Below are 20945 nucleotides of genomic sequence, written 5' to 3' on the forward strand. Positions count from 1 at the left end.
AATGCTTCGAAAATTAGTTGTGATTCATCTCTGCTTTCTGGCTTTGGCAGCAAGTATGCTCTACATTAACTTTACAGGTCCCAACCTGACGTGGAACATGGGCTTGTCACTCATCGCTCTGAACTGTTCGGCAGTTGCTACCAGTACAAGCAAGTGGTATGTTCGCCTGCCCTTTCTGCTCGCTTGGTTCTTCTTCTTTCCAAATACCTTTTATATGCTGACGGATATTGTTCACATGCACTTTACCTCAACCGTGCTTTGGGAGCGCTCTAGCATGATTCTCTTTATGCTCTATGTGCCTAGTATCTTGCTGGGAGTCTTCTCAGGGGTACTAAGCGTACGCTATGCCTTTGAGAGCTTAAAAATTCGACAACCTTATCTGAGGTGGGGTTTGATTGTCATTTTGTCTAGTGTGTCCAGCTTTGCCATTCATATCGGACGTTACGCTAGGCTCAATTCTTGGGATATTTTGACCCGTCCAAAGCTGGTCATCGATGAAATGCTAGCAGTTGTCAGCCGTGAAGCTCTGCCATTTATCATCGGATTTACCTTTATCCAAATTATGGTGCTAATTTTCATGGAAGACGACAGGTAAAAAGCGAACGATACACAAAAAATAACAAAAAAACCTTGAAAAAGGTTTTTTCTTGCGTTATAATAAAAACTCCCTTTTAGGAAAATATACGATTTTAAGGAGTTCTGTTGAACATGGATAAGTTTTTCAAGCTCAAAGAGCATGGAACGAATACAACAACTGAAATCATGGCAGGGATTACAACATTTTTTGCTATGTCTTATATTTTGTTCGTCAACCCTAGTGTCTTGAGTGCCGCTGGTATGCCATCTCAAGCGGTCTTTTTGGCGACAATTATTGCCTCTGCGGTATCTACCTTGATTATGGGACTCTTTGCCAATGTGCCTTACGCTTTGGCTCCAGGGATGGGTCTAAACGCCTTTTTCACCTATACGGTCGTCTTTGGGCTTGGTTTTACCTGGCAAGAAGCCTTGGCAATGGTCTTTATCTGTGGCTTGTTTAATGTTTTTATCACAGTAACCAAGGTTCGTAAGAGTATCATTAAATCAATTCCGCTAGGTCTTCAACATGCCATCGGCGGTGGTATCGGTGTCTTTATCGCCTATCTTGGATTCAAAAACGCTAATCTGATTACTTTCTTGACCTCAGGGAGCGATATTATCACGGTTAATGGCGTTGCACCTGCTGAAGCAACTGCCGCAACCTTTGAAAATGGTGTCTATTCAGTTCTAGCTGGTGGAGGGGTTGTGCCTTCTATTACGACTTTCACTGAACCCAGTGTTTTATTGGCAGTCTTCGGTTTGATGCTGACAGCTATCCTTGTCGTCAAAAATGTCCGCGGAGCGATTTTAATCGGTATCGTGGCAACTACCCTCTTGGGTATTCCTTTTGGTGTCGTTGATTTTTCAGCCATCAATCTAGCGGAAAATAGCCTTGCGGATGCTTTTGCTGAACTTGGCACAACAACCTTTGCAGCCTTTGACGGTATGGGCTCACTCTTCAGTGACCCAGCTAAGCTCCCAACGGTTCTCATGACGATTTTTGCCTTTAGTCTGTCAGATACCTTTGACACCTTGGGAACCTTTATCGGAACTGGTCGCAAGACAGGTATCTTCTCTGAAGAGGATGAACGTGCCCTTGAAACCAGTTCGGGGTTCAACTCTAAGATGGATAAAGCCCTCTTTGCAGATGCCATCGGAACCTCTATCGGTGCGATTTTCGGCACATCAAACACAACAACTTATGTCGAGTCTGCTGCAGGTATTGCGGCTGGTGGTCGAACAGGCTTGACAGCGGTGATGACAGCTGCTTTGTTTGTTCTATCAACTTTACTGGCTCCTGTTGCAGGTCTTGTCCCAGCTGCAGCAACCGCACCTGCCTTGATCATCGTTGGGGTCATGATGGTGTCGTCCTTCCTTGATGTCGAATGGAATAACTTTGAGGAAGCTCTTCCAGCCTTCTTTGCAGCTGTTTTCATGGCCATGAGTTTCAGCATTTCTTATGGGATTGCAGCAGCCTTTATCCTTCACTGCCTAGTCAAGATTGTCACCGGCAAAGCCAAAGATGTTCACCCAATCCTGTGGGGTGCAACTACCCTCTTTATCCTGAACTTTATCATCTTGACCAAGTTGTAAGTGACTCTTCCACACAGTTAATTAGAGATACGAAAAAGCCCAAATCGGGCTTTTTTCATCTCTTAAGCCTAACATCTGAGAAATAAAACGCCAGATTTCTTTTACACTCAGTTTATAGAAGACTCTCTTTACTCACGCCTATCATTTGTCAGTATTTTCTCATTCAGAACCGACTGTGCCAATCCTAGTCCCACTCCAGAAATTAAGTCTTTAATTAAGAGTTCACATTAACCAACATCACTTATCCTTTATCGAGACACTACTATAAAATCTTCGAGAAACTGGTGAACTGACGTCTTAAACTAATCTGTAAATCCGTTTTCCATCTCCGTTTGTGTACAACTGAATAAGCCATTACAAAACAATAAACGCATTAAGACAAAACTAAAAGGACTTAGTCCTGTGCAATACAGAACCAAATCCTTTCAATAATATTTCTTGTCCAACTTTTGGAGTGCAGTTCACGTTCGTCCCAACCTCGCTTTGTAGTTCTATAATCTTCCAAACAAGATTGGAGCTTTGAGCTATTCAACACTGAACAAGTACGGATAAACAGGTTGGTCTCCCTGATGGATCTCAACTTCTATATCCTCATACTTTTCTTCCAGATAAGTTGCCAAATCTTCTGCCACCTCTTGGTCGCCTTCTTCACCGATGTAGATCATTGCAATTTCGCTATCCTCATCAATCATCTGATCAAAGGTCGCACGCAGTGCTTCTTCCATGTCTGGTGTGGATACCAGAATCTTACCATCAACCATACCCAGAATATCATTTTCATGAATATCCAAGCCATCAATTGTTGTATCGCGTACTGCCAAAGTGACGCTACCGCTAGTCACAGTTGATAAGCTATCCGTCATTGCAGCCTGATTTGTTTCCAAGCTAGCTTCTGGGTTAAAGGCCAACAGACTGGTGAAGCCTTGTGAAACAGTTCGAGTTTCAACAACAACTGCTGGGATGTCAACAACATCTGCCGCTGATTGGGCGGCCATAAAAATATTTTTGTTGTTTGGTAGGATAATCACCTGTTTTGCGTTGACTGCTTCTATAGCTTTGACAATATCCTCTGTCGATGGGTTCATGGTTTGACCACCTGAGATAATATAGTCTACACCTTGTGAAGTGAAAATATCTGCCAAACCCTGACCTGCAACTACTGCGATAATACCATAGTCTTTCTTCGGTGCAGCTGGAGCGGTTGACTTTTGTAATTCAGCAGAATGCTGCTCACGCATGTTGTCAACTTTAACTTTAACCAACATACCGTATTTGAGACCTTCTTGCATAACGAGACCTGGGTCTTCTGTGTGCACATGAACTTTGACAATTTCATCATCATTGATAACAAGAAGCGAATCGCCCAGTGTGCTCAAGTAGCCCTGAAACTCCTCGTAGTTAAACTCTTTAACATAAGTCGGTCCTTGTCCCAGAGCGACCATAATCTCTGTACAGTAACCAAAGTTGATGTCCTCAGTTGCAACGTGACCAGCTACAGATTTATGATGCTCGGCATTAATCATGCTTCCCATATTAGCTGGGGTCGGTTTGAAGTCCTCTGAGGCGACATAGTCACCTGTAAGAGCAGCTAGGAAACCTTCATAGATGTAAACGAGACCTTGACCGCCTGAGTCAACGACGCCAACTTCTTTGAGCACTGGCAAGAGGTCTGGTGTTTTAGCCAGAGCACGCTTAGCACCTTCAACGGTTGCACGCATCACTTCGACAGCATCATCTGTTTGCTCTGCTTTCTTTAGAGCCGCTGTAGCAGCACCTCTTGAAACCGTTAAAATCGTTCCCTCAACAGGCTTCATCACAGCCTTATAAGCAACCTCAACACCATTCTGAAAGGCGTGTGCCAAATCCTTACCATCAAGCTCGGTCTTATCTTTGATTGATTGTGCAAAGCCACGGAAAAGCTGGGAGGTAATCACCCCAGAGTTTCCACGTGCACCCATGAGGAGGCCTTTGGATAAAATTTGTCCAACTTGTCCAACCGTTGAGGCTGGTTTGTCTGCAACTTCTTTAGCACCATTATCCATGGTCATTCCCATGTTTGTCCCTGTGTCACCATCTGGAACTGGAAAGACGTTTAAGGAGTTGACATACTCCACCTGGTTACCCAAGCGAGTACTAGCTGCTTGCACCATATCTTGCAATACACTTGTTGTAATCTTAGTCACTTAGTTATCTCCTGCTACCTTAATGTTTTGAACATAGATGTTAACAGCGTTGACCTTAATGCCCAGCTGATTTTCCAACGCAAATTGCACCCGTTCCTGAATGTTTTTTGCTACCTCGCTGATTTTAACGCCATAGCTAAGAACGGTATAGACATCTACACTTATGCCTTCTTCAATGGATTTTACCACAACACCTTTGGCGTAATTTTCACGGCGCAAAAGTGCTTGTACATTATCCTTCAGAGCAGCACGACTAGCCATGCCAACCACCCCAAAAATCTCTGTGGTTGCTCCGCCAACAACCGTCGCAATCACATCATCTGACAGTTCAATTTGACCGTCTTTGGTATTGATTTTTACAGTCATCACCATTACCTTTTTCTATCATATTTTGCTATAAGCAAGTCGCATACTCATCTAAACGAAGTGACTCAACATTTTTTAGAAGAAATCACATCATTTTTAACAAGTAGCCAGCGAAACATCCAGCACTGCTAAATGTTCCTATCATCTCATTATAGCACAAGATGACTAAAATCACCAACCATAACTTTTTGATAGGCTAAGGTATCATTCGTAGTATCCTTGTTTTTTTTATACTCATACCAGAGGCGATAATGTTGGTTTTCCGTCAATAGAATAAATCCGTTTATCTTCTGGCACTTAATGCCAATAAAAAATCAACCATAAAGCCCTCACTAGGATTACACACCTAATGAGGGCTGGGCTTAGTTTTCGTATCTGCTGAGTGATGGCAACCCCAGCCTGGGTGTTTGTTCTAGCATCTCTATGGTTTCTTATTTTGACGTTGGCGTTTTTGATGTTTCCTCATGGCTAGCTGTTCTTGTCTAAAATCACTATTGCCGATAAAACGTAACGTTGTCATCAAAGGGGTGCGGTTTTGCCCTAAGATTCGTAAGTTCTCAACCAGCAACTCAACCCCTAATAAGACGCCAAACATGAGTAAAATCCCGCCAAATCGGCTGGAAACATTCAACAAGAGGGAGGCTATTGAAAACAGGAGGGTCAGTCCATAGACGACTAAGACTGCTCCACGATGGGTAAAGCCAAGCACTAACAAACGGTGATGTAGATGCATGCGGTCTGGCTCATAGAATTTTTTGCCCGACAACTGACGGCGAATAATCGCCAGCGCTGTATCAATAATCGGCACACCTAAAATCAAAACCGGTGACACGACAGCAACTGCTGTTGCATTCTTCAACCCCTGCAAGGACAGTACAGCAATCATGAAGCCGATAAACAGGGCACCTGTATCACCCAGATAAATGATGGCCGGGTGATAGTTGTAAGGAAAGAAACCAATAATGGCTGCAATCAGAATAAAGATGGTTAGGGTAAGGTACAAATCACTCTCAAAGAGGAAAAAGTTTGAGACCAAACCGAGCGTCGTTAAGGTAATCATTGACACCCCAGACACTAAGCCATCTAGACCATCTAAAAAGTTGATTGCATTTGTAATGCCAACAATCCAAAAAATGGTTAAAATGAAGGTCAGCCACGGCTCAAACTGCAATAGAGGACCACCAAAAGGAATTTTGAAGCTGTCAAAGCGAAAATCAGTTAAGTGATAAACCAGAATCGCAGCCACAACAATTCCTAACATTTTGTAAATCGCCTTAATTTCATAAATATCATCTATAAAACCTGTTATACCGATAACAAGACCGCCCAAGACAACAGGAAAAATGTAGTCAACATAGGAGGCAAAGCCCTCTTTGATGGGCAAAACCAAGGGCATCAAGAGCAGCGTTGACACCACAAAGGCAAAAATAATGGCTAATCCACCACTGCTTGGCATGGGTTTTTTATTGATACGTCTCGCATTAGGCTGATCAGTTGCACCTACACGCAGGGCTAGGAAACGGACGAGCGGCGTAGCGATTAAGGATAGGAGCAAGGTAGCGATAAGAACGAGGACATATTCTATAGAAAATGATACCATATGATTCTTAGCCCCTTATACTTGCTAACTCTGCGAGGACGTCGCCTTCCCTAAGCGATATTGCGTGCTCCCTCAAGTAAGCTCTAGTCTCAGAGGCTTCAGTCGCATGTTCTAACAATCTCGCATAAATCTGGTGTGGATAAGCTTCTGGCCGGTTTTTGACGTAAATCAATACCGTCAGGCGATACGTGCCTTGAAATTTATATAATTCAGCCGCTTCAACAGGATAGTCAACCATTTTCGCAAATGCGATAACATCTGACAGCTGTTCAAATGACAAGACATAGTGCGTAAAATCTGAAATAATTCCCAGCTCGTCAGCCTCTTCCATGTCTTGTTCCTCAGCTTGAGCTAATCGCTGCAGGGCTTCCGAGTCTCCATTTTCGGAAACTTTTTGCTCGATTTTCTTGAAAATTTCTTCAGGTGTCAGATGAGCTAAATCTTCAAAATTAGACAAATCGGCCATCGAGAAATCTGTCGCAACTTCAGACATGGTGACAAAAATATTCACCTTATCCGGCTTTGGTGTCACCCGAAAACTGAGCATGCCACTTTGCTTAAAGGCATCAGGCAAATCAACTTCTTCTAGCATGGCATAGAAAAATTCTTCCGTTCTTTCTTGCGGCATGATAAAATCAGTTAGTTCCAAGCCCCTATCTTCTAAATCTTTTATACTAATCGTAATTTTAAACGTTGTTTCACTGATTTGCTTTGCTTTCATTTTTCACCTCGCAATCACATCGTCCCTATAGTATACCATATTTTAAGCTAAAAGTCATTTTTAGGATGACAATGCTAAGTACGCATGCAATCCTGACCTCTTTTAGCTTTCTTTTTATTGCCAACATGGAGCTGAGCGGTCCGTTCGACAGTTAGCGTCGCTCATGCTGGTCACTAACAAGTCCATATTACCAAGCCTAGTCTCTTTTATAACTGTTCATCAGCGACTTAGCAATTAACTCTGAGATGAGACATCTTGCTGTTGTCTCATTCGCATGCCACATCATATCCCCGCTCGTCCAGTATTCAAGATGTCACCACCATTTTTATGATTGTCAATTTTAGGGTATTTTTCAAAGAAAAACCATTTAATGCTTAAAACTGCTGGCAGAGCTAGAGATAAAACTACCGGGCTAACATCGTTATCATCACTCGCATAAGCTGTCACTACATCGGATAAAAATAGCTAGTTACCTGAAGTTCACTTTATATTTTTTGACTTAAATTCTTCCATCAAAAAACCACCGAACTCGAGTTTTCGGTGGTTTCATCTGTCTTATGCTACCGCTAGAACTTTGCGGCCTTTGCGACGACGAGCTGCTAAGACACGACGTCCATTTTTAGTAGACATACGGTTACGGAAACCGTGTTTACGTGCACGACGGATTTTACTTGGTTGAAAAGTACGTTTCACGATGAATACCTCCTCTAGAATTTTCGTATTCGTTTAGCCGGCTATTGTGATATCAGTTACTAAACATACCTAAATAGTCTACCGTAAAAATCTATTCTTGTCAAGAGAAGTTCTCTATTTTTCACGCCATAAGCCTGAAAAATTTCTTGGGCTATTTTTGTTCCTTGATGTTTTCGAATGCTCAGATTCGTTATGTGCTTATAGCATTTAATATTGTTTCCTAATCATTCTGCTAAATAATTATTTCAGAAATAAACACTGTTAATACACCCCCACAGGGGTGATTACAAAGCTGAGTCCTATTACAGTTGGAGAGATTGCCTGCCGATAACTATAAAATTAAATGGTGTGAATTTGGTGTGAAAAGTGGTGTGAACTTTGCTAAAAAAACATTAAAAAACGCCTGATGGTGTGAACCAAAAGGCGTTTGAAACGTTGATATATCGCTGATATTAACGTTTTGAGAATTGTGAAGCTTTACGAGCTTTCTTAAGACCTGGTTTGGCTAATCCAATATCTAAACTAGCTCATATTCCTTTATTTAAGCTATTTGGGGTCTAAATTTTCTTACAAACTTTTAATGAATTTCAAATAGTTTTATCTAAATAGGGCAATTTTACCATAAAATTAAGATAATACGAGTCAGGTATATCAATAATTTGCCCTATTTCCTAAACTGATATGAGTAAATTCAAATACCATCTCTACTCTCAAAAGTAAGGATGGTATTTTAAGTTTTTATTGCGTGACTCCCTTCACACTAAAAAAGGTAAAAGATAAGTTAGTGTATTATTTTGTATTTTTCGCTCCACCATTATGACTATTTGGTCGAACAAACTTAATATTCTTATTATCCTTTATAAACGGTATAGCCACATGATTACCTACAACTTTTTCCATTTGTATAGCAATATCATCATCTGTATTTTGATCAGAGATAATAGGAAGTATAATCATACGTTCATAAAACTTATTCAGGTTTAGAGATAGGATATTTAACAATTCTTTAGCTTTCATTTTGGGTGAAGATTCCAAAGTTTTTTCTATTATATACTCAAGGTATTCAATTGACACACCTTTTTCAAAATATATTTTATTTGCCCAGTCACCGTCTATACTAGATTTTCCAACTTCAATAATATCACCGAAAGAACTAATACCAATAAATACAAAATTAATATTAGAACCATTCGAAGATTCTAACCCAGTTATGTCAGAAAGCTCTTTATTCGTAAAAGCCGTCTTAATATTTCCTCTTATTCCGTTAGGTCCAGTTTTTTCTACCTCATCCCATGCTTCTTTATAAATTGTACAGGAAAAAATTTTATTTTTATCAATATATTCCAATGAATCACTTTCCTTTAAACGTTCAATCAATGCTTCTGAAGTTTTCGCAGAACTCCATATTTGTTGTAATTTATTATCAGACATATATTCTACCACCTTTTAATTATTTTTATACTTTTTCCCAATCAGTATAGAAAAAAAAACAGTTAGATTACAAGCGCTTTTATGATATAATTATAGTAAAAATAATATCTACTTTCACTGTAAATATTAAAAGCCTAAAAATATCTTTTATTAAAACTTGAGAGGAGGAACTATGACTTCAATAACATTTTTAGATAAGCCAAATATCCTAGTTTTTAAAATCAAAGATGATAGCGTAGTAGCTTATAATACTCTTCTAGACTATTCAGAATCTGATTTTGTTTTTCCAGTTCTAGATAAATGGGTTGAGGGAGGTAATGATTTTGAATATATTTTTAGCAATGATGTTCTCGTGATTCCTGACCCTCGTTCTCTTCCAAATCATGAAGAATATAAAGCATACTTTAGTACAGATATGCTGTCAACTTCCACTAATGGTGAATGGTTCGCCTGTTTTGGAATCAGTCAAAAAAATGAAGGGGCAATAATTGCTGGAAATATTCAATTAGACCAGTTGCTTCATCTTAAAAAACATTTTACAATTAAGAATCATAAAAACCAATATCTCCAAATAAAATATCTATAAGATCTTGTTTAAGCACTTCATTCTAAATGAAATGCTATTTTTATATATTGAAAATTGCTTTTTTCATTACAACACATTATTTACTATAGAAAAAAGAAAAAAATTTTTTATTTTTTTAAAAAATAATTGAAATCTACTAAATTTGTGGTATAGTATATGTATAGTGGTGTTAACACATTTTTCAGGAGGATTCCTATGGAAAACAAAAAAATTATTAAATGGCTTAAGTACTGCGATAGTCAAAATATCAAACCGTGGTTATGGGATTTCAAGAATTGTTATTCTGATGATTTATCAACAAATAATCTTTGTAACATTCTAAAATACAAGTCTTATGAATTAAAAAAACCAACTGAATTTTGTGTTACAGGAAAAAGTGGTGAATATGCTGATTGCGATAAAGAAGCATTCTACTTATATCAAATGTTAGGTTGGCAAAATTCAGTAAAAGACATTATTAGAGGGGAAGCGATGAATTCCTTTATTACAACTTTTAACGAAGCTATAAAAGATAGTTCTGATTATGGCACTTTATCAAAAGTATTAGGAATAAAAGAAAAAGAACGCCATATTTCATATTCTACCCTCTATCAAAGTCAAAACTATTTAATGTTTGATAACATTCAAAATAATTTAGATGATTTCCAAAAGTTTGCAACCTTAACCCATACAATTGGAAATTTTACTGTCCTTCCCAGCTGGATGAACACAGGTCGATATTATTTTTCTAGGGACTATTGGGATATAACTTTACTGTCATTACAAGAATGGTTAAATATTTTGTCTCCTGACGCATGGACCAATTTTGTTGAAACATACTACTTACAACCTTACGTTAATACCGAATACAATGTAGAATTATTTTGGGAAGGTCACGATAAAAAAATCCTTCCAAAAAAAGAAAATTATCCAGTTTTTCTTAAAAAAGTCAATGAGCGGATCGAAGAACGTGGCAAGTATATGATTAAACAAATTTGTAATAAACTAAATAAAACAGATTTCAACTTCTATACAGATCTTGAAACAATGGATAGAATTAAATTCTCAAACGAACTTTAGAAAGGAAAATGTATGACTAGGGTATATAAGAGTGTCCGCCTTGCATACGAAGCAAAGGTATGGATAGATGAACTGATTCAAGAAAAAGAACGTAAAATTCAAGAACTAAATAAAGTGGATTTTCTAGAAAAACTTGAAAAAACACTTCTTACCAATCACTACAATGAATTGAATGGTCTTTCATTTAACATCATTCTGAAAGCCTCTATAGGAAGTGTCATAGAAGAATCCTATCGAAATACTAGACACTATCCAATTGACAAATGGCAAAAGCTACGCCAACAGATGGAAGCAGACGTAAAAAATGTTAATCCTAACTTAGAAACCACAGTTACCTCCCGTATTTATTTAGACGAGGATGTACTTGCTGGACTTGATGATTTTCGCTATAATCTGATGAAAGAAGACGGTGCTATTAGACTACCTCGGCTTAGCTATATTATCAAACTTGTTGTATATTCCTACTGGAAAGAACAACACTAATCTAAGCAGTTCAGCTGTTTAGATTTTTATCTCCCTAAAATGTATAGTTGTTGTACTACTCATATCGTTTCAAAAGAAAGAAATAACCTATGTTTAAATTAAAGCAAGTTGCTGACTTAACAAGAAATTACATTATTTCAAGTAACCGATTCACCTATGCTCTGCATTGGAAAAATATTGATTTAGACAAGGCAGAAATTAATCTGAAAAATGCTCTTGATAAATATAAAAACTTGAAATCTACAAAAGGAAACAAGAAAACAATTTTCTCTATCCCTTATTACCTTGTAACACTCCTATCCCAATGGAAAATACAACAAAAACAAGAGTTAGCACAATTTGATATTATGCAAACTCCTGACCAGCTAGTATTTACTTATATCGATACAAAAGGGAATGTCAATAGCCCATTACACGTTGATTATCTGAACAATAAAATGAACTCAGTAAGGAGACGCCATCCACGCTTAAAGCATGCCACACCACATAAACTAAGGCATACAGGTGCTACACTTGCTAGGCAGGCAGGAATGAGCCTAGAAGCCATTTCTGAGGCTCTGACTCATAGCGATACATCAACTACAAAAACCTATGTAAACACCTCGAACGTTGTTCCTCTATCTGCTGGTACTCTCGCCTATCAACATATTCAAAATAAATAGGGTAAATTTAGGGCAACTTTTAGGGCAAACTTTCGTAAAAAGCATAGAAAAAAGCACCTTGCGAAAACTTCGCAAAGTGCTCTGAAACGTTGATATAACTGAATATTAACGTTTTGAGAATTGTGATGCCTTGCGGGCTTTTTTGAGACCTGGTTCAATTTAATCCAATTTCAGTAAATTTCAAAACCCTTTAACATCAACGTTTTCACGAGTTTTTAAAATTTATTATTTCATCTAATTTCAAGTAATTTCATCTAAATGGTGGCAATTTTTACTAAAATAACACCTAATCGAGCAATCAAATACCCAAAATTGCCACCATCACATTCGATGAAACTTGCTATTTATTTTAGAAATGATATAATGGAAATAGAAAAGAGCTGAGCGGGAACTCAGCTCAACGTAGAACCGTTTAAGACGGTGGCTCGTAAATGCTAAAGAATAGCCGTTACTCTTCCAAAGTATTGACGGCTATTTCTTTTTATCGTCTTTGAAGATTTTATAGCACAATCCAATCAGAGCAATGATAAACATACCAAAACCCAAAATCGTCTGTACAACTTCAAAAGCTGTCAAAAGATTGCTCCTCCTTTCCGTCAGATTTTGATGAACTGCCCATAGGCATCACCTCACTTTCAGATAAAGGAGCCACCGTCTTCACTTTTCTACAAGACCATTATACCATATTCATTCCTAAACAAGGTTCAAATAGCGAAGTCTTTTTAACCCTGTTTAGGAATCCAAAAATCTTCCTACTCAATAGAATAGGAAGATTTTTTAATGATAAAACCACTAATTATTTTGACTTTCATTAGTTAATAAACCTAGAAGAGCCTTTGCCCTCTTTAATAAATCATCATATGTTAGAATCTTTACATGATTTTTCAAAATAATATTCCTCCTTCTCAATCTTCTTATATCAGCCTCACTTAAATCTTTTGTCCTACCTATTACAATAAAAGCAGTAGGACTATATAAATCATTTAGATTTTCTCTAACATATGGGTTATTTCGCTCCAACCAATCAAACCAATCAAAAACTTGTTGTTCTGCATGAATTAAATAACTTGAAGGATTCCCACTCTTTGTAAATAATTTATGAGTACTAGCCTCAAGTTCAACAACTTCATATAGTCCATCATTTTTTTGAAGAACATAGTCAGTTTCATATTCACTTCCAAATTTAAATTTTGGAATTACTTTTATATATTCTGTCCCAAATAATACAGCATATTTTGATATACACCTCTGTAAATCATTTTCGTTTCTCTTATCTACAGTTAGAATTCTTTCCAGCTCATCAATTCCATTCTTTAAGTGATTTATTAAGATATAAGCAGAATCATACTCTTTTATCTCTATTGCTAATTTTTCCTTAAGAATTTCAAAATCCCCATAGCTTAATTGTGAATGGTTAATATTAGAACCATATAATGAGCTATTCATTATGTTGTATTCATCTACAATTTTATATTTTTTCTTTTCACCATTATCTAATAGTACAAAACCAGAATCATACATCTTTTTATAAAGCCTCAAGAGCTCTGTTTCAGAAGATTTATTATTCGGTATTACAGGTACATTATAGATTTTACACATCAATAATTCACTGATAATATCATTATCATCATCAAATGAACCTTCCAATAAATGCGATAATTCTAGAGATTCTTCTCTTTTATTATAAGTGTATATTATGAGTTTGGTTTTTGATTTTCCCTTTTCAAAATCAAAAATTACTTCCTTTATTATTTCGTATATCGAATTGCTTTTGTTGTATTTTACATCCCCTGTATCTTCTATACCAGTAATAAAAGTTCGCAGTAACTTACTTTTTTTATATAATTCTATTCTATCCAAAAATCAATCTCCTAATAATTGTATCTGCTTTAATATTATCATAATTTTTAATTCCATTCAAAAATCTTCCTACTCAATAGAATAGGAAGATTTTTTAGTGGTTAATATCTAGCTCTTTCCCTAGCAGCATCAGCCCTTGCTTGCGATGCTCGCAATTGGTCTTGGTGATGCTGTGTTTGCCTTGCCCTTGTTTCTGCCTGTTGAGCTCGTTTTTCGGCATCTAGCATATTTCTCCGTCTTTCTTCTCTATCAGCACCAATAGCATCTAAATCAGCACCTGAGAGCGGTGTTGTGTTAGACAATCTTGCAGAATCATTGACTGATTTCCCAACACTTTTTCCTATGTAATTCAAAAATGACCAGAGAATGGCTCCTATACCCCAGAATAACTTTCCAAAAAGTGTAAATATACCTCTCACCAAAGGAATGTTCTTGTAGGCATAAACAACCGTCACGATTACCGCTATCAACAAACCAAAGGACAGTATCAAACCAAAGATGTCTGCAGTTCCCATTTCTTATCCCTTCCGTCTTCTTCTACCGCCAGCCAATCCAAGGCTTGACAGCATCGCCACACCAAAGAGTGCCAACAGGCTTTCTTGCTCTCCTGTGTTGGGTAGGGCTGCTTGACGAGCTTTGCGTGAATAGGTAATTGTGCCATCAGGGTTGAGCATTTGCCCTGGCTCAAGTTTCGGTGTCGTCTTACCACTATCACCCACAACAACGCTACCACCGTCTGGCAAGTCAACACGGGTACCACCTTGGGCAATGCGTGCGTCTTCTTCAGCTTTCAACTTGTCGTATTGAGCTTGGAGAGTTGCGAGTTTAGCCTTTTGTTCCGTCAAGCGGGCATTGATGGCATCAACTTTCTTGTGAGCAGCTTCTGCGTCAAGTTTGGCTTTTGCAAGAGTTGCATTTGCTGCATCAAAGGCAGATTTTGCTTTATCAAGGTTGCTGTCTGCATTGGTGTACTTGTCTAACTTGTCAGCAAGCACTTTGGCTTCACTTTCAAGGTCAGCTCGTTTCACCAACAATTCAGCTCGTTTAGCATTCAAGGCATCAAGTTTGTCAGTTTCAGTCTTGTGGACAGCCTTAGCTGAATCAAGAGTAGCAATACTTGCCTCAAGAGTAGCATGGGCACTGTCAGCTTTAGCAGTTGCATCGACAAGAGCTTGTTCAGCGTCTGCCAATTTACCTTCAGCTTCAGTCAAGCGAGTTTGAGCGGTCATGTAGCCGTCAAGTTCTTCTGCAAGAGCTTTGGCTTCTTCAACCAAGCGGTCTTTTTCTGCCAAGAGTTCTGCTTTTTCAGCATTGAGGGCATCAAGTTCAGCTTGTGCAGTTGTAAGAGCAGATTTTGCAGTTGCAAGTTCTTGAGTAGCTGTTGCCTGAGTAGCTTGGCTAGTTGTGAGTGCAGATTGAGCTTCAGCCAACTTAGCTTGTTTGGTCGCAACATCAGCTGTGAAGTTATTAACAGCTTGTTGAGCTTCAGCTTGGCGAGTTTGTGCGTTTTGAAGAGCAATCGTTGCAAGACGCAGGTTGTTTTCTGCGACCTGAGTTTGAAGGGGAGTTGCCATAGCATCAGCCAAGACTTTCTCAGCTTTTGTCTTCAAGTCAAGAGCAGTAGCATAGTCTGAACTTGCTTTAGTCAAGTCTGCTTTAGCATTAGCAGATGCGGCTTGAGCTTGAGTTAAGTTAGATTGGGCTTGAGTGAGGTTGGCTTGGAGAGTGGTTGGGTCGTTAGGGTTGGCGATTGGTGTGCCGTTGTATGGTCCAAACAAATTGATGACATGAGTTCTTCCACCAAATGTTGCAAAGGCAACACCAAGTTGAGATGAACGTGTGTCAAAAATGTTTGTAGTATGAGCCCATTTAGATGGAGCGTCAGCAAATGTCATTCCAATCATAGCTTGATAGATTGATTGTTTAACCTCATATATGCTAACATTCTTATGGTTGTGATAAGGAACGATGTTTGACGCGTTTTCAGATGACATATCATCTCGACCAATGTGACCAGCATCTTGAATTAGTTGGTTGCGTTGAATGTACTTTTGGGCTTGACGTTGAGCTGCTAAGAGAGCTTCTTCTGAAATTGTTAATGATGCAAGACCCATTTTTTGACGAATTTCATTAATAACTTGTAAGTTATATTGGGCTAATTCAAGTAATTCTTTTTCTGTTAGAGCATCTAAATTGACAAATCGATTTTTATCTGATACCCTAATAGAGGTGCTTGAGGCTTCTTCTACCTTAACACCCATACCAGTCAGGACACGATTTGTGTCTTGGCTATTTTGTTGTGAGTGGAGATCATAAGCGTCTTTAAAGGTAATTGTGTTAGATTTGGCACCAATACGTTGTTTTGTTGCGTCAGTAATAGTGTGTGTTACACTTAAGTCAATATTAACAACGTCAACATTATTCAACGCATCTTGGGCTTTCTTAACCGCATCTTGTGCAGTTTTAACAGCAGTATCTGTTTGAGTAACCTTAGCAGTAGCTGTGGTTAATTTAGCCTTAGCGGTATCAACAGCGTCAGATTTGGTTTTAACGTCTGTTTGAGCAGTAGTGATGCGTGTTTGACGGTCAGCATCAGCCTGTTTAGCTTTAGCGACTGCGTCTTGAGCGACTTGGACGTTGGTTTGAGCGGTTTGTACGGCTTTAATAGCTTGGTCAAGTTGAGCTTGAGCTTCTGGTAAACCAGTGTTGTTCAACGCGTTTTGAGCAGCTGTAACGGCATCTTGTTTGGCTTTCAAGTCAGCATTGGCTTGGTCGAGAGCCGCTTGGGCAGAATCGACATCAGATTGTTTGCTTGCGACAACAGCAGTCTGAGCTGTGATTTTGCTGTTTACGGCATCAGTATCACGAGCATTATCAGCTTGGTCTTGCAAGTTGGCTGCTTGGTCAGCTTGGTTAGCCGCAATGGCTTGTGGTGTTGCTTTTGAAGCGTCAGCTTGGGCTTTTGCAACATCAGCTTTAGCGGTGTCAACAGCAGTTTGAGCGTCAGCTTTAGCCTTGTCAGCTGTATCAGCTTGGGTTTGAGCGTCATTTTTAGACGCTTGGGCTGTGTCAAGATTTGCTTTTGAATCAGCTACAACCTTAGTTTGGTCTGCAATTTTTGCATTAACGTCAGCTGTTTTAGTGACATTAGCTTTTTGAGCGTCAGCATTTGTTGCTTGGTCAGCTTTGATGTCCTCAATAGCTTTTGGAGTTGCCGCATTAGCAATAGCTTGAGCGTCATCAAGAGCTTTTGTAGCATCATCAACAGCGGTTTGAGCGTCTGTGACAGCTTTGTCAGCACCATCTGCAACCGATTGTGCAGCATCAGCTTCAGCCTGAGTAGATGCGACAACTTGAGCTTGTGCATCAAGAGCTGTCTTCACTTCAGCTGAAGATGTTGGTTGCGATTGTTCTGTGACAGTTGTTTCAGCAACTGGTGCAGTTTGAAGTTCTTCTGCGAGAACAGTTGGGTTAGCAACTGCGGCAAGAGTGATGGCAGTAGTAGCTGTGGCTACGGATTTGAGTGGTTTCATAAAATCCTCCCTTTTTTTGGTTAAAAGGGCAACTCCTGTGTGTTTAGAAGAACTACCCCATATACTACACTATTTTACCACCTTTAAGTGCAACATTCAATAAATAATTCACAAAAAAGTGCAATATAGCGTACTTTTGTTTTGTTTTTTTACCCTTAAAATAGTAAGAAAAGGGTTAAAATCATGAACAAAGATAAGTTACAAGCATTTATAGCAGGAAGAATTAGATACTTACGACAACAAAAAGGATTGAGCCAAGAAAAACTGTCAGAGTTGGCAGGGCTTGGAACAAAACATATCCATAATATTGAAAAACAAAAGTATAACTTTCAAATTCAGACCCTTAGCAAAATAATCTCAGCACTTGACGTTGACGAGGCAACCTTTTTCAATTTTGATTTTCCAAATCAAAGTCAAGAAGTTGATAATTTGATTGAACAACTATTAGCACTCCCTGATGCTCAACGTGATAGCATTGTTGAAGCTATCAACACCTTATTACGTAACATCAATAATCAAAACCGCTAGAAAATCATCTAGCGGTTGTTTTATTTATTTCAGGTAACCATCATTACTTAACAGTCGCTCCTCTGCTTCAACAATATCTAATGGACGAGGAATACCGTAGTCACCCACAACACGTTTGTATTTCTCCACCTTCATAATATCATTATAGAATGTTTCCATATCGAATTCTTTACCTAATGCCGAAAATAAATTTTTTAACATCGTCGGTACAAGCTCCTTTTCCACACGTTTTGTCGTCAGAAACCAGTCAACAGCATCCTCATCAGATAACAGTTCAGATTTATCATAGTCCCTTCTTTCCTCCTCTGCACGCTTCAGCTCTGCTTTCTCTTTTCTCTTTTCCAAAGTTCTAAACTTCACATCATCACTATAATAATCATTAATAATTTTGTCAATCACATCTTCAGAATAAAATTTAGGATTTGTTCCCAAGTCTGGATCGTTTTCATAATTTAACATAATTGCTCGAGCTCTATCTGATGATAAATAGAGCTTTTTTCTCAGATAAGCACTAGTATAATAAGTTTTTCCCTTAAATTCCTTGCTATCAATTGATGGTTTAGACATATAACCCCCTTCATAAACGGTTAATATTTTTTTAAAATCATAAGTTACACCACAATTATAAAGGATTTATGCATGAAAGTCAACAACCGCTTATTTTAAAAACGTTTATTTAGTCGTTTTTCTGTTGATAAAAACGTTTATGTCTGTTATGCTATTAGTGTAAATGACGACGTCACGAAATTTACAGTAAATCTGTAGCAAACAGTGGTTGCTATCCTCAAAAATAATATATTTTTACTAAGAAAGGAGGATGCTTATATGGCATTCTATAAAAAATCAAATGGCTACAGTTCTAGCCTTGCTCAACAACTTCTTGACGATGAGGTGGTCAAACTCGCTGGAAAGCAATTAGAAGACCAATTTGAATTTGTCCAGACTGGCGAAATTGTGAACGGCAAAGAAAAGATGAAACGTACTAATAATGTACAGGCTCATTATGTCTATGTCGCTACTGACACTCAAAACCCTTTTAAGGTAAAGTTTGCATTAGAAAACAAACCTGATTTAAATGGGTTCGAGATTGGCGATACCGTCACATTTGAAGGGTTAGAGGCCTATGAAAACAACTATGGTCAGGTCTATTTTCGAGCAACAGGCATTAAGAAAGGGAAATAACTTATGGCTTTTGTGAACCCTAAAAGCCAAGTTCAGAAAGTATCAGGAGCGGTTGTTCCTGATACTGCTGATTTTGGTAAAGATAGATATACTTTAGCACAATTTATTTTACGAAACTTGAATAACGCTCTTGATATTAACGATGAATCCTCTTATCTCAATTCATTTGATATTAAAGTTTTGAGTAATGATAGTGGCATGCTATTTATTCCTAACTTACCTGTATCGTATCCGATAAACTCCCAACTTTATTTCAATCTATATGCGATTTGTGCTGGTATTCTTTATCCCTATAAGACATTATTACCTCAGAATAACGCCTATTTTGTTCCCTATGATACTGATAATCCAAATCAAGCACGAGCATTCTTTTTCCCATGGCTGGACGGTGTTCCTAGTCGTTTACAAATCAAAGATATTAACCGTTTCATCAATGAACGTGTTTCCGAGCATTGTATCCCCTTAATGGCAAACGGAGTCAACGGAATAAATCTAGATATGAACAAAGTAGTCCATCTAGCTATTTCAGGTGCATCAGGAACAGGCAAGTCTCACTTTGTTCGCTACCTTATCTTGTGCTTGAAAAAGCTAACAAACCAAATCATCTGTATAGACCCTAAACTGAGTGATATTTATCTTTTAGGGAAGGAACTAGGGTTAGAGGTCTTTGCACCTACTCATGGTTCTAACTTGAATAGCTTTATAACAGAAGTTAACGAACTTCTTGGACGAGTTATCAATAAAATTTTTGAACGTCAAGAGATGCTGTTGACACAACCTAACAAACATTTTAAGCGTATTTATATTGTTATTGATGAATTGTTAGCGTTAGTACAAGGTAGCTCGAAACAAGCACGTGAATCATTCTCTCAGTTACTTGGAACAATTGCATTACTTGGACGCCAAACAAATATTAGTCTTATCTTATTAAGTCAAAGATTCGATGCTACTGCGTTTGCTGGCAATACAGCTGTCCGAGAACAATTAAACTGCGTTATCATTTTAGGCGAAGTGAACGCTAATACTTGTCAATTCTTGCTGCCAAATACCAATGTTGATAACATTGTCGTCCCTGCGGGTATTGGTACAGGTATCATCAAGTTTACTGACAGCGAACACCGCACACACATCATGCCTTTGCTAACTCCAACTTACTCTATTTGAAAGGAAATATTTTATGAAGCATTATTTCAATCAGTACAACCTCATCAATTTTTCCGTATTTTTATTATTAGTAACTACTGCTATTGAGCGTCTTTTGTCGTTTGTAATGATTAAGACAGCATTAACAACTGTTGTACCACTATTTGTTTTTGTTTGGTCACTACGCTTAATTATGGTAATCGTCGTAGCCATGCTATTTTTTACCATTCTGCTCGAGTTCACCAATCGTAATGCAGATTTTGATTACTTCCGAAATAGCATTAAGTCCTATGTCGCAACTTGGAAAATCCGTAGATACTGCACTCTTATCAACATTGAGCCAACAGTTGAAGAATCCGCTCGATACACAAGCACTAAGCAGATGATTATTAAAAAAGCAAACCGCTCATTATTAACATTAACGGTGACATACTATGAGAAAAAGGCTTTTCTAAAAGGAAGACTCCCTGCTAACACAGAAAGCTCTGACTTAATCGAGGAATTGTTGCCAAAAATCAAACGTGAACTGAATTATTTAGATAAAAATTACCAGTTCAATGACATTGTAAGAGATGACGAAAGTAGGACATTCTCATCAGTTGCAATTAGAAAAAATAAAAACAAAGGCTTTCATCTACAATAATTGGTGCGGTGGCTGCTGCTGGAGGCAAGCAAGCCAACCAGCACCACCAACTAGAACTACCCCTGTCTATGAAGTGGGGTGGGGTAAGGTCAGTATTACCCTT

20 protein-coding genes and 2 pseudogenes are annotated in these 20945 nt (G+C 38.3%); 11 read left to right on the forward strand and 11 right to left on the reverse strand.

Annotation, left to right across the window (positions count from 1 at the left end):
- Position 1: 1 nt before the first annotated feature.
- The 3 genes and pseudogenes from ACERC5_RS02750 to ACERC5_RS02760 form a co-directional block, all read left to right on the forward strand.
- On the forward strand, positions 2–595 hold the full coding sequence (locus tag ACERC5_RS02750; RefSeq protein WP_373657987.1) for a DUF1361 domain-containing protein: 594 nt from the start codon (positions 2–4) through the stop codon (positions 593–595).
- A gap of 113 nt (positions 596–708) precedes the next feature.
- A complete protein-coding gene (locus tag ACERC5_RS02755; RefSeq protein WP_373660115.1) occupies positions 709–2169 on the forward strand; it encodes an NCS2 family permease in 1461 nt (486 codons plus the stop codon).
- A gap of 360 nt (positions 2170–2529) precedes the next feature.
- A pseudogene (locus tag ACERC5_RS02760) lies at positions 2530–2601 on the forward strand (IS3 family transposase); the annotation flags it as partial.
- A gap of 92 nt (positions 2602–2693) precedes the next feature.
- On the opposite strand, the gene ACERC5_RS02765 reads toward ACERC5_RS02760, so the two are convergent.
- The 6 genes from ACERC5_RS02765 to ACERC5_RS02790 form a co-directional block, all read right to left on the reverse strand.
- A complete protein-coding gene (locus ACERC5_RS02765) occupies positions 2694–4352 on the reverse strand; it encodes a DAK2 domain-containing protein (RefSeq protein ID WP_373657984.1) in 1659 nt (552 codons plus the stop codon).
- Positions 4353–4718 (reverse strand): Asp23/Gls24 family envelope stress response protein, encoded by a 366-nt coding sequence (locus ACERC5_RS02770; protein WP_018368174.1) that lies wholly within the window; start codon positions 4716–4718, stop codon positions 4353–4355. It abuts the gene before it with no gap.
- A gap of 421 nt (positions 4719–5139) precedes the next feature.
- Entirely contained in the window at positions 5140–6318 is a 1179-nt protein-coding gene (locus ACERC5_RS02775) for a glycosyltransferase family 4 protein (protein WP_373657982.1), read from the reverse strand.
- Positions 6319–6325: 7 nt separating this feature from the next.
- A complete protein-coding gene (locus ACERC5_RS02780) occupies positions 6326–7039 on the reverse strand; it encodes an adaptor protein MecA (RefSeq protein ID WP_373657981.1) in 714 nt (237 codons plus the stop codon).
- A 555-nt stretch (positions 7040–7594) separates the two neighbouring features.
- Positions 7595–7732, reverse strand: coding sequence for a 50S ribosomal protein L34 (gene rpmH / locus ACERC5_RS02785; RefSeq protein ID WP_018368178.1), 138 nt, complete (start codon positions 7730–7732; stop codon positions 7595–7597).
- A 789-nt stretch (positions 7733–8521) separates the two neighbouring features.
- Positions 8522–9163: a hypothetical protein gene (locus ACERC5_RS02790; RefSeq protein WP_373657980.1), complete on the reverse strand. Its 642-nt coding sequence runs from the start codon at positions 9161–9163 to the stop codon at positions 8522–8524.
- A 172-nt stretch (positions 9164–9335) separates the two neighbouring features.
- Here ACERC5_RS02790 and ACERC5_RS02795 point away from each other — a divergent pair, with 172 nt between their 5' ends.
- The 4 genes and pseudogenes from ACERC5_RS02795 to xerC form a co-directional block, all read left to right on the forward strand.
- Positions 9336–9749 (forward strand): hypothetical protein, encoded by a 414-nt coding sequence (locus ACERC5_RS02795; protein ID WP_105209103.1) that lies wholly within the window; start codon positions 9336–9338, stop codon positions 9747–9749.
- A 195-nt stretch (positions 9750–9944) separates the two neighbouring features.
- Positions 9945–10808, forward strand: coding sequence for a hypothetical protein (locus tag ACERC5_RS02800; protein ID WP_373657978.1), 864 nt, complete (start codon positions 9945–9947; stop codon positions 10806–10808).
- Positions 10809–10820: 12 nt separating this feature from the next.
- The gene (locus tag ACERC5_RS02805; RefSeq protein WP_373657977.1) at positions 10821–11291 is read left to right on the forward strand and encodes a hypothetical protein; all 471 of its coding nucleotides are present in this window, start codon (positions 10821–10823) and stop codon (positions 11289–11291) included.
- A gap of 152 nt (positions 11292–11443) precedes the next feature.
- A pseudogene (gene xerC / locus ACERC5_RS02810) lies at positions 11444–11953 on the forward strand (tyrosine recombinase XerC); the annotation flags it as partial.
- A gap of 471 nt (positions 11954–12424) precedes the next feature.
- On the opposite strand, the gene ACERC5_RS02815 reads toward xerC, so the two are convergent.
- The 4 genes from ACERC5_RS02815 to ACERC5_RS02830 form a co-directional block, all read right to left on the reverse strand.
- Complete coding sequence (locus tag ACERC5_RS02815) at positions 12425–12553, reverse strand: putative holin-like toxin (protein WP_373660138.1); 129 nt, start codon at positions 12551–12553, stop codon at positions 12425–12427.
- Between the two features lie 192 nt (positions 12554–12745).
- Entirely contained in the window at positions 12746–13813 is a 1068-nt protein-coding gene (locus tag ACERC5_RS02820; RefSeq protein ID WP_373660116.1) for a Shedu anti-phage system protein SduA domain-containing protein, read from the reverse strand.
- A gap of 101 nt (positions 13814–13914) precedes the next feature.
- Positions 13915–14328 (reverse strand): hypothetical protein, encoded by a 414-nt coding sequence (locus ACERC5_RS02825; protein WP_373660118.1) that lies wholly within the window; start codon positions 14326–14328, stop codon positions 13915–13917.
- A gap of 3 nt (positions 14329–14331) precedes the next feature.
- Entirely contained in the window at positions 14332–17346 is a 3015-nt protein-coding gene (locus ACERC5_RS02830) for an SEC10/PgrA surface exclusion domain-containing protein (RefSeq protein WP_373660119.1), read from the reverse strand.
- A 183-nt stretch (positions 17347–17529) separates the two neighbouring features.
- Between ACERC5_RS02830 and ACERC5_RS02835 the strand changes: the two genes are divergently transcribed.
- Positions 17530–17874: a helix-turn-helix domain-containing protein gene (locus tag ACERC5_RS02835; RefSeq protein ID WP_373660120.1), complete on the forward strand. Its 345-nt coding sequence runs from the start codon at positions 17530–17532 to the stop codon at positions 17872–17874.
- A 24-nt stretch (positions 17875–17898) separates the two neighbouring features.
- Here the strand turns inward: ACERC5_RS02835 and ACERC5_RS02840 are convergent, their stop codons facing one another.
- On the reverse strand, positions 17899–18441 hold the full coding sequence (locus ACERC5_RS02840) for a hypothetical protein (protein ID WP_373660121.1): 543 nt from the start codon (positions 18439–18441) through the stop codon (positions 17899–17901).
- Positions 18442–18699: 258 nt separating this feature from the next.
- On the opposite strand from ACERC5_RS02840, the gene ACERC5_RS02845 reads away from it, so the two are divergent.
- Genes ACERC5_RS02845 through ACERC5_RS02855 form a run of 3 tightly spaced genes read left to right on the forward strand, consistent with a single transcriptional unit; the run spans position 18700 to position 20842 of the window.
- Positions 18700–19056 carry a hypothetical protein gene (locus ACERC5_RS02845; RefSeq protein WP_373660122.1) on the forward strand — a complete coding sequence of 119 codons (357 nt, stop codon included), beginning with the start codon at positions 18700–18702 and terminating at the stop codon, positions 19054–19056.
- Between the two features lie 3 nt (positions 19057–19059).
- Positions 19060–20220 (forward strand): helicase HerA domain-containing protein, encoded by a 1161-nt coding sequence (locus tag ACERC5_RS02850; RefSeq protein WP_373660124.1) that lies wholly within the window; start codon positions 19060–19062, stop codon positions 20218–20220.
- 13 nt (positions 20221–20233) lie between these two features.
- Complete coding sequence (locus ACERC5_RS02855) at positions 20234–20842, forward strand: hypothetical protein (protein WP_373660125.1); 609 nt, start codon at positions 20234–20236, stop codon at positions 20840–20842.
- The last annotated feature ends 103 nt before the right edge of the window (positions 20843–20945 follow it).

This window comes from Streptococcus sp. E24BD, assembly GCF_041807825.1.
Lineage (GTDB): Bacteria > Bacillota > Bacilli > Lactobacillales > Streptococcaceae > Streptococcus > Streptococcus entericus.